Origin of the sequence: Algibacter pectinivorans, from assembly GCF_900112595.1 — a bacterium.
GTDB lineage: Bacteria > Bacteroidota > Bacteroidia > Flavobacteriales > Flavobacteriaceae > Algibacter_B > Algibacter_B pectinivorans.
In genome coordinates this window covers 162,878-172,762 of the sequence record NZ_FOMI01000009.1, presented here as the reverse complement: position 1 = coordinate 172,762, position 9,885 = coordinate 162,878, and the positions used below count along the sequence as shown (strand labels likewise).

General features: G+C 34.0%; 9 protein-coding genes. 5 read left to right on the top strand and 4 right to left on the bottom strand.

Annotated features, from left to right (window positions below):
* Positions 1-799 precede the first annotated feature (799 nt).
* The 5 genes from thrS to BMY96_RS13550 all read left to right on the top strand — a co-directional run bounded on the left by thrS (position 800) and on the right by BMY96_RS13550 (position 5,046).
* Positions 800-2,734 carry a threonine--tRNA ligase gene (gene thrS, locus BMY96_RS13570; RefSeq protein ID WP_092853083.1) on the top strand — a complete coding sequence of 645 codons (1,935 nt, stop codon included), beginning with the start codon at positions 800-802 and terminating at the stop codon, positions 2,732-2,734.
* Between the two features lie 40 nt (positions 2,735-2,774).
* Complete coding sequence (infC, locus tag BMY96_RS13565) at positions 2,775-3,320, top strand: translation initiation factor IF-3 (protein ID WP_217639603.1); 546 nt, start codon at positions 2,775-2,777, stop codon at positions 3,318-3,320.
* A gap of 125 nt (positions 3,321-3,445) precedes the next feature.
* Positions 3,446-3,643, top strand: coding sequence for a 50S ribosomal protein L35 (gene rpmI / locus BMY96_RS13560; protein WP_067150881.1), 198 nt, complete (start codon positions 3,446-3,448; stop codon positions 3,641-3,643).
* A 100-nt stretch (positions 3,644-3,743) separates the two neighbouring features.
* Positions 3,744-4,088: a 50S ribosomal protein L20 gene (gene rplT, locus BMY96_RS13555; RefSeq protein WP_092853079.1), complete on the top strand. Its 345-nt coding sequence runs from the start codon at positions 3,744-3,746 to the stop codon at positions 4,086-4,088.
* Between the two features lie 148 nt (positions 4,089-4,236).
* Complete coding sequence (locus BMY96_RS13550; protein WP_092853077.1) at positions 4,237-5,046, top strand: HAD family hydrolase; 810 nt, start codon at positions 4,237-4,239, stop codon at positions 5,044-5,046.
* Here the strand turns inward: BMY96_RS13550 and BMY96_RS13545 are convergent.
* The 4 genes from BMY96_RS13545 to BMY96_RS13525 all read right to left on the bottom strand — a co-directional run bounded on the left by BMY96_RS13545 (position 5,043) and on the right by BMY96_RS13525 (position 9,869).
* On the bottom strand, positions 5,043-5,465 hold the full coding sequence (locus BMY96_RS13545; RefSeq protein WP_092853075.1) for a secondary thiamine-phosphate synthase enzyme YjbQ: 423 nt from the start codon (positions 5,463-5,465) through the stop codon (positions 5,043-5,045). The genes BMY96_RS13550 and BMY96_RS13545 overlap by 4 nt on opposite strands.
* A gap of 340 nt (positions 5,466-5,805) precedes the next feature.
* Entirely contained in the window at positions 5,806-6,990 is a 1,185-nt protein-coding gene (locus tag BMY96_RS13535) for an asparagine synthetase B (protein ID WP_092853073.1), read from the bottom strand.
* 216 nt (positions 6,991-7,206) lie between these two features.
* Entirely contained in the window at positions 7,207-8,748 is a 1,542-nt protein-coding gene (gene dnaB / locus BMY96_RS13530) for a replicative DNA helicase (protein WP_092853071.1), read from the bottom strand.
* A gap of 167 nt (positions 8,749-8,915) precedes the next feature.
* Positions 8,916-9,869: an acetyl-CoA carboxylase carboxyltransferase subunit alpha gene (locus BMY96_RS13525; RefSeq protein ID WP_092853069.1), complete on the bottom strand. Its 954-nt coding sequence runs from the start codon at positions 9,867-9,869 to the stop codon at positions 8,916-8,918.
* Positions 9,870-9,885 lie beyond the last annotated feature (16 nt).

The window sequence follows — 9,885 nt, the reverse complement described above, 5'->3', positions numbered from 1 at the left end:
TATGAGCGTTTTGCTATCTGCGATACTTACCGTTTTTAGCGGCTGCAAATGTACAACCTTTTTTAACTCCTACAAGTGTTTTTTAATATTTTTTTGAAAAAGTTTTTTTAACCTTTTAAAATCATTAATCAACCTTTTTATGAACGTCCTGCTAAAATTGCTTTTGCGTTTTTAACGGGGTGCAAACTTACTATCCTTTTTTAGTTTGACAATGACTTTTTTTGCCTTTTTTTTACTTTTTTTAAAAACCGTTTTTAACTAACTTATTTACTGATATTTACACACCTAAAAAAATACACGCTACTCCTAATTCCTCAATTAATTTTGGGGTTTGGATTGCCTTTTATGGAACTAATAGGGGTTTTGTTCTTAGTAGTAAGCCTATAACATTAATAGTTTACTCCTATTATAATGTAGCATACTTTAATTTCAGGTATTATACACTACTCCTATTGTTTTGTAAGACTCTATAATGTTACACCCCTTGCTCCTACCCTTTTTTTAATTGATTTTTTATACTACTCCTTATATATAGACAACAGAAATGAGGTTTTATACTAACTATGACATTACAGGATATCCTTATACCTATTGGTTTAACTAAGTGGTTGCGGATATAGTCGCGTTAGGGATAATAATGAATAGCCCGCAGCCCGACGTAGGAGGTGCGAGGACTTGGAATGGATAGCCCGACCCTTGGGGAACGCCCTTATTAAAAATTTATACCGATATATATATAGTGTTGGTTTGTTTATACTTTTGAACTCATTATCTTTGCACCCGAATTTCAATTTTATTTATGATACATATTACTTTACCTGATGGTAGTGTGAAAACGTTTGACGAAGGCGTTACACCAATGGATGTTGCAAAAAGCATTAGTGAGGGATTTGCTAGAAATGTTATTTCGGCGAGTTTTAATGGTACAACCGTAGAAACGGTTACGCCATTAACAACGGATGGCTCTTTGGTTTTATATACCTGGAGAGACGATGCTGGTAAAACTGCTTTTTGGCATAGTAGTGCCCATGTTTTGGCTCAAGCCATTGAAGAATTGTATGATGGCGCGAAACTTACCATTGGACCTGCTATTGAAAATGGGTTTTATTATGATGTAGATTTTGGTGAGCATACGGTATCTGAAAAGGATTTTAAGGCTATTGAAACTAAAATGTTAGAGATTGCGCGTGGGAAACATGATTTTAGTTTAAGAGCGGTTTCGAAGGCGGATGCTTTATCCTTATATAAGGACAATGCTTTTAAAACTGAATTGATTGATAATTTAGAGGATGGCACGATTACGTTTTGCGACCACTCTACCTTTACTGATTTATGTCGTGGTGGCCATATACCTAATACTGGTATTATAAAAGCGGTTAAAATATTGAGTGTTGCTGGTGCTTATTGGCGTGGTGATGAGAACAAACCTCAATTAACTCGAGTTTACGGAATTTCTTTTCCGAAACAAAAGGAGTTAACGGAGTATTTAGCTATGCTAGAGGAAGCTAAAAAACGTGACCATAGAAAATTAGGTAAAGAGTTGGAGCTTTTTACATTCTCGAAAAAAGTAGGACAAGGTTTGCCTTTGTGGTTACCTAAAGGTGCTGCTTTACGTGAGCGTTTAGAAAACTTTTTGAAAGCTGCACAGAAAAAGGCCGGTTACGAAATGGTTGTTACGCCACATATTGGACAGAAGGAACTTTATGAAACTTCTGGACATTATGCTAAATATGGTGAAGATAGTTTTCAACCTATTACAACACCTAAAGGTGGTGAGGAGTTTTTATTAAAGCCTATGAACTGCCCACACCATTGTGAGGTTTACAATAATTTCCAATGGAGTTATAAAGATTTACCAGTACGCTACGCCGAATTTGGTACGGTTTATAGGTATGAACAAAGTGGAGAACTACATGGATTAACTCGTGTAAGAGGTTTTACTCAAGATGATGCTCATATTTTTTGTACACCAAAACAATTAGACGAAGAGTTTAAAAGTGTAATAGATTTAGTGCTTTACGTGTTTGGCTCTCTAGGCTTTGAAAACTTTACTGCGCAAGTATCTGTAAGAGATCCTAAAAACCCTAACAAATATATAGGTGATATTGCAAACTGGGAAAAAGCAGAACAGGCTATAATAAATGCCGCAACCGATAAAGGTTTAGATTTTGTTATTGAAGAAGGTGAAGCTGCTTTTTATGGTCCTAAGTTAGATTTTATGGTAAAAGATGCTTTAGGAAGACGTTGGCAATTAGGAACCATACAGGTAGATTACAACTTACCAGAACGTTTTGATTTAACGTATAAAGGTAGTGATAACGAGTCGCACCGACCAATTATGATACACCGTGCTCCTTTTGGAAGTATGGAACGTTTTGTAGCATTATTGCTAGAACATACCGGAGGTAATTTCCCGCTTTGGTTAATGCCTACTCAGGCTATTATATTATCAATTAGCGAGAAATATGAAAAATACTCTGAAAAAGTTTTAAATTTGCTAGAAAATGACGAAATTCGCGCCCTTGTAGATCATAGAAATGAGACTATAGGTAAGAAGATTAGAGATGCCGAAATGCAAAAACACCCGTATATGATTATAATTGGGGAGCAAGAAGAACAAGAAGGCAAAATAACTGTAAGACAACACGGTGGAGAAGATTTAGGCATGATTAGTGTAGAAGCCTTCTCTGAAATAATAAAAGAAGACATTAAAAAAACGCTAAAAACGTTTTAATACATAAAGAGTAATAAGTTTAATTTAAAACCATAAAGCCATAGCAATTAGAAGAAGACAGCAACCTAGAAGGGTTTCGCAAGAAGATAAGCATAAAATCAACTCGAAGATTACTGCTCAAAAAGTACGTCTAGTTGGAGACAACGTAGAAATTGGAATATACACCAAAGGAGACGCTATGCGAGTAGCAAGTGCACAAGAGTTAGATTTAGTGGAGATTTCTCCAAATGCTGATCCACCTGTTTGTAAGGTTATGGACTATAAAAAGTTTCTTTACGAACAGAAGAAACGTGATAAAGCTTTAAAGTCTAAAGCGACTAAAGTTATTATTAAGGAGATTCGTTTTGGTCCTAACACAGATGATCACGATTACGAGTTTAAAAAGAAACATGCTGAGAAGTTCTTAAAAGAAGGTGCAAAGCTAAAAGCATTTGTGTTTTTTAAAGGACGTTCGATCATATTTAAAGAAAAAGGGCAAATTTTATTATTAAAGTTAGCTCAAGATTTAGAGGAATATGGCAAGGTTGAACAAATGCCTAGATTAGAAGGTAAACGTATGACCATGTTTATTGCTCCTAAAAAGTAATAAAAACAATTCTTACTAATGCATTAACTTAAGTTGATAGCATATATTAAGAATAAAGATAAGATGCTGTAACACCAACAGCACTAAAATAATTAAGCGAAATAATTAAAAACTAGGAAAAGAAAATGCCTAAAATGAAAACAAAATCTAGTGCCAAAAAGCGTTTCAAGCTTACAGGTACTGGTAAGATTAAAAGAAAGCACGCTTTTAAGAGTCACATCTTAACAAAGAAGTCTAAAAAGCGTAAGCTTAAGTTAACTCATGATGGTTTAGTACATAAAGCAGATGAGGATAACATTAAAACAATGATGCGTTTAAAGTAACATTCGTTTTAATCGGTTAAAACAATTAATAAACCCTGGAGTTAGGCTCAATTAAAAGTGTCATGTATTTGACCGCCTACTACAAAACACAATTAAAATTATGCCAAGATCAGTAAATTCTGTAGCCAAAAGAGCCAGAAGAAAAAAGGTGCTTAAACAAGCAAAAGGTTACTTTGGAAGACGTAAAAACGTTTGGACAGTAGCAAAAAATGCGGTTGATAAAGCGATGCAATACTCGTACAGAGACCGTAGAGCAAAAAAGAGAACATTCCGTGCATTATGGATTACGCGTATTAACGCTGGAGCCAGATTACATGGTTTATCTTATTCTCAATTTATGGGGAAATTAAAAGCTAATGAAATTGAATTAAACCGTAAGGTTTTAGCAGATTTAGCTATGAATAACCCTGAGGCTTTTAAAGCCGTAGTTGACAAAGTAAAATAAGGCGCTTAGCCTATTGTAAAACATATTATTCGCTTAATAAAAAATCCGATTCGAAAGAATCGGATTTTTTTGTACTTATATTTGTTCTTGATTTTTTGTAGTTGAATTAACTCTCGAACTGAAATAAGTACATAATTAAAATTAGCCTATGGATTTATCGAACATAAAACTTGTTGTTACCGATTTGGACGGTACTTTACTTAACTCCAAGCATGAAGTTAGTCCTTTATTTTACGAATTATTTAAATCTTTAAAACAGCACAACATTTTGTTTGTAGCTGCAAGCGGAAGACCTTATTACAGCATTACAGAAAAGCTACAAACCATAAAAGATGATATTATAATTGTTGCCGAAAATGGTGGTATTGTTATTAATAAAGATGAGCTTTTACTTTCGACACCTATTGAAACCAACAACTTAATTGAGTTAGTACATTTAATAGATAGCCATAACAACATTCATCCTGTTTATTGTACGCCATCAAAAGCTTATTTTAGTAAAAAATCTATATCCAATGGTTTACTAAATACTTTGGAAGAGTATTATCCTAAACACTCAGTAATTGAAAATATAAAAGAGATTGAAGAGGATATTATAAAGATCGCTTTATACCACTCTGAAGATTCTGAAAGGTATATTTACCCCGTATTTAAACCTTTTGAATCGCATTATAAAATAAAAGTATCGGGAAAAAACTGGGTTGATATCTCGGATGATCTAGCAAATAAAGGTCATGCTATAAACATGCTACAAGAAAATTATAATATTTCGCAGGATGAAACTTTAATATTTGGCGATTATAATAATGATATTGAAATGCTAAAATTGGCTACTTATAGCTTCGCCATGGAAAATGCTCATGATAATGTGTTAGCCATAGCCAACCACAAAACAAAAAGTAATGATAATTTTGGTGTGGAATACATTTTAGATAAACTAATAAAAGCTAAACGTTAAGTGCCGTAAACTGTAATTACAAGATTTCTTGAGCCGCCATAATCGCGATGTTCACATAAATAAATACCTTGCCAAATCCCTAAATTGGGTGCTCCGTTTGTAACTGGTATCTGAACAGATGTACTTAGTAGTGATGCTTTAATATGCGCAGGCATGTCGTCTGGACCTTCATAGGTGTGTTTGTAATATGGTACATTTTCTGGAACCATTTTATTAAAATGGCTCTCAAAATCTAACCTTACGGTGTAATCTGCATTTTCGTTAATGGTTAAACTGGCCGATGTATGTTTAATAAACACCTGTATCTGCCCTATTTTTATTTGCTTAATTTCTGGAATAGCACCTAAAATATCGTCTGTAATTAAATGAAAACCTCTACTAAACGCTTTAAGTTTTAACTCTTTTTGGAACCACTTCATATTTGTAATACAGAATTAATCAATATCTTTTGCCATTACTGCTACGGCTTTTTTAAATTCTTTCCAGCCTATTTCACCATCTCCTTCTTTATCATAACCACTAGTAAGTGTTGATCCTACTAAGCCACGAATAAAACCACTAATTTCTACTTCCTTTAAAAGCCAAACATTTCTGCTTTAGATAATTTACTATCTCCATTTTTATCAAAAAAATTAAAAGCAGCCTGAGGAGAATCGAAATGCTTAATTATAACAATTTGTGTTTTTTATGATTCTTTTTTAAGTGCGAACCTTTATAGGATCTTAAGTTAAAAAAACCATTTTTAATTAAGATATAAAATTAAGTTTTTTGCTTCTTCTTTTTGGCAGCAGGAAATAAAACATTGTTTAAAATAAGTCTATAACCTGGTGAAGTTGGGTGTAAATCTAATTCGGTTTTAGCATCTCCTACTCTATGCTGGTAATCTTCAGGATCGTGACCACCATAAAATGTAAAAAAGCCTTTCCCTTTAATTCCATGAATGTATTTGGCTTCTCCATTTATTTTAGTTTCACCTAATACCAAAACGTTAGATTTTATTTCTTCTCTATTAAAAGAGGTTGTTTGCCCCATAAAACCTTTTACTAATGCCGTATGATTTTGACATAACATGGTTGGTATTGGATCCCATTTAGCTGAAAATTCCATTAAAGAAAAGTAATCGGTAGTTTTAGGAATCTTACGTTTTCTAGTCATATCGATAGATGAAAACTCATAAACTTTAGGATTTCTTTCAAGTATATAATTTTTAAAGGCGAAAGTTTTACTAAAATCTATTTTGTTTTGATAACCCGCATCACTACCATCGCCATCAAACATCGGTTCGCATATATCTACACCTTCTGCAGAAAGTGCAATATCAAAACTATCGGTAGCACTACACATGGCAAACATAAAGCCACCACCCACAACATAATCTCTAATTTTTAATGCTACAGCCAATTTCTCGTCCGAAACTTTACTAAATCCTAATTTTTGAGCCAAGGCTTCAGCAGCTTTTTTTTCTTCTATGTACCATGATGACGCTCGATATTGCGCATAAAATTTCCCGTATTGTCCTGTAAAATCTTCATGGTGAAGATGCAACCAATCAAAAACCAGCAAACCATCGTTTAAAACTTCTTGATCGTATACGGTTTCATACGGTATTTCGGCATATTTTAAAACCATGGTAACAGCATCATCCCAAGGTTGTTTTCCATTTGGTGTGTAAACCGCAATTTTAGGAGCCTTTTCTAAAACAACCGCTTCCATATTTTGACTCGGACTCGCTATATCTTCTAAAATTTGTTCGGCTTTGGCATTAGAAAGCACCTCGAAAGACACGCCTCTAATCTGACATTCTCGTTGAATAGCCTCGGTATCTGGTAACAAAAAAGAACCACCTTTATAATTAAGCAACCATTTTACCTTTAACTGTTTATTAAGTGTCCAATATGTTATTCCGTATGCTTTTAAATGATTTTTTTGACTTTCTACATCCATTGGAATTAGGATGTAGGATGCAAACATTTGTTGTGTACAACAAAATAGTAGTAATATGAGTAGGGCTTTCTTCATAGGTTGAAAGATACTCAAAAAATATGCCTGATTAAAAAATTTATAAAAATATTAGATATTAAAAATTTTCGACACTACAGCAACTTTCCTCTCTTAAAAACGAAAGGAACTCTTACTAATTTAAATTAAGTAGATTAAAAATTAAAACGGCACTTCGTTATCATCGTCATCGTTAAACGAACTTCCAAAGGCTTGATCTGGACTTGCTTTAAAATTATCGGTATTAAAGGTATCATCATTTGCCGCAGCATTCATTTTAGAATGAAATTCGAAAGGCGAATCAAAATCATCGAGGTTATCAAATTTACCTAGGTGCCCAATGAACTTTAAACGAATATTTTCTAAACCACCATTACGGTGTTTAGCAACAATAAATTCGGCTTGTCCTGCGGTTGGCGAGCGCTCTTCGTCATCCCACTCGTCTATTTTATAATATTCTGGTCTAAAGATAAAACTCACAATATCGGCATCCTGCTCGATGGCTCCAGATTCACGTAAATCTGAAAGTAACGGACGTTTACTACCTCCACGCGTTTCAACCGCACGCGATAACTGCGAAAGTGCAATAACGGGAACCATAAGTTCTTTTGCTAATGCTTTAAGGTTTCTAGAAATCATCGATATTTCTTGCTCACGGTTACCACCATGGTTACTACCACCGGTCATTAACTGCAAATAATCAATCATGATTAATTTAATGCCATGTTGCGAGGACAAACGACGTGCTTTTGCTCTTAAATCGAAAATAGACAGTGATGGTGTATCATCAATAAACAAAGGTGCTTTTTCTAAGCCTTTAACCTTTACGTTAAGTTGTTCCCATTCGTGTTTTTCAAGTTTACCTGTTCTTAATTTTTCGGAAGAAAGCCCAGTTTCACTAGAAATTAAGCGGGTTATTAATTGTACAGAAGCCATCTCTAGAGAGAAAAAAGCGACTGGCATATTTTGATCTACAGCAATATTTCTAGCCATAGATAATGTTAAAGCTGTTTTACCCATACCAGGACGGGCAGCAATAATAATTAAATCGGATGGTTGCCATCCAGAAGTTAACTTATCTAATTTATTGAATCCCGTTGGTATTCCACTAAGTCCTTCTTTATTTGAAATTTCTTCAATTTTCTTTTTAGCCTGAATTACTAAATCTTGCGCAGTTTCACTAGATTTTTTAATATTACCCTGTGTTACTTCGTATAATTTGGATTCTGCTGTATCTAATAAATCGAAAACATCTCTTGTTTCATCGTAAGCTTCTTCAATAATTTCGCTTGAAATTTTAATTAAACTACGCTGAATAAACTTCTGTAAAATAATACGTGCATGAAACTCGATATGTGCCGAAGAAGACACCTTTTGAGTTAGAGAAATTAAATAAAAATCGCCGCCACATAATTCTAGCTTTGCATTCTTTTTTAATTGCGTAGAAACGGTTAATAAGTCGACCGGCTCACTATTTTCAAATAACTGAAAAATAGCTTCAAAGATATGTTGATGGGCTTCTTTATAAAATGCATCTGCACTTAAAATATCGATTACCTCATCGACACCTTTTTTATCAATCATCATTGCACCAAGAACAACCTCTTCTAAATCAAGAGCTTGAGGAGGTATTTTTCCTTTTTCCAGGTTGATAATGGTACTTTTATCAACTTTATAGCCTTGTATATTATTGGGTTGTTTCATAGCTACGAAAGTAATTAAAAAGAAAATAGTTTTGGTAAATATTCGTATTTCAATGTTCACTACTAGTTAACAATTGAACTGTTAATAAGTTATAACTATTGTGAATAAGCATAAAAAAACTGAAGTTATCCACCTCAGTTTTTTCTAAAAGTTTTGATTTTAAAGCCTTAGCCTTTGTACACGCCCATTTGAGCATATTTATCCATACGTTGGGTCACTAAATCTTTTGGTGATAACTCTTTTAACTCATTATAATGTTTCACGATGGCATCGCTAACCGATTTAAATGTTTTTGCTCTATCTCTGTGTGCTCCTCCTAAAGGTTCTTTAATAATACCATCTACTAACTTTAACCTTTTCATATCTGTGGCAGTTAGCTTTAATGCTTCGGCAGCTTGTTCTTTATATTCCCAGCTTCTCCATAAAATAGAAGAACAAGATTCTGGAGAAATAACAGAATACCATGTATTTTCAAGCATTAAAACTCTATCGCCTACACCTATACCTAATGCGCCACCCGAAGCTCCTTCTCCAATAACAATAGTTATTACAGGTACCTTAAGGCGTGTCATTTCTAAAATATTTCGAGCAATAGCTTCTCCTTGTCCACGCTCTTCGGCCTCTAAACCAGGGTAAGCACCAGGCGTATCTAAAAGTGTGACTACAGGAATGCCAAATTTTTCGGCAGACTTCATTAAGCGTAATGCTTTTCTGTAACCCTCAGGATTAGCCATTCCGAAATTTCTATATTGTCTTGTTTTTGTATTATAACCTTTTTGCTGACCAATAAACATAAAACTTTGATCGCCAATTTTACCTAAACCACCAATCATTGCCTTATCATCTTTAAAGCTTCTGTCTCCATGTAGTTCCAAAAAAGATTTACCACAAATGGCTTTAATATGATCTAAAGTATATGGGCGTTCTGGGTGGCGAGACAATTGTACACGTTGCCAAGGTGTTATATTTTTATAAATTTCTTTTTGAGTATCCGCCAACTTCTTCTCAATCTGTTTACAGGTTTCTGTAACATCTACTTCACTCTCATCTCCAATGACCTTACACTTTTGTAGCTGGTCTTCTAGTTCTTTTATTGGCAATTCAAATTCTAAATATTCCATAAGAATTTCTATTTTG

Excerpts from the sequence above, each read along its gene's own strand:
- thrS (WP_092853083.1), top strand. The coding sequence starts at position 800 with ATGATACATATTACTTTACCTGATGGTAGTGTGAAAACGTTTGACGAA.
- rpmI (WP_067150881.1), top strand. The coding sequence starts at position 3,446 with ATGCCTAAAATGAAAACAAAATCTAGTGCCAAAAAGCGTTTCAAGCTT.
- rplT (WP_092853079.1), top strand. The coding sequence starts at position 3,744 with ATGCCAAGATCAGTAAATTCTGTAGCCAAAAGAGCCAGAAGAAAAAAG.
- BMY96_RS13550 (WP_092853077.1), top strand. The coding sequence starts at position 4,237 with ATGGATTTATCGAACATAAAACTTGTTGTTACCGATTTGGACGGTACT.
- BMY96_RS13545 (WP_092853075.1), bottom strand. The coding sequence starts at position 5,465 with ATGAAGTGGTTCCAAAAAGAGTTAAAACTTAAAGCGTTTAGTAGAGGT.
- BMY96_RS13535 (WP_092853073.1), bottom strand. The coding sequence starts at position 6,990 with ATGGATGTAGAAAGTCAAAAAAATCATTTAAAAGCATACGGAATAACA.
- dnaB (WP_092853071.1), bottom strand. The coding sequence starts at position 8,748 with ATGAAACAACCCAATAATATACAAGGCTATAAAGTTGATAAAAGTACC.
- BMY96_RS13525 (WP_092853069.1), bottom strand. The coding sequence starts at position 9,869 with ATGGAATATTTAGAATTTGAATTGCCAATAAAAGAACTAGAAGACCAG.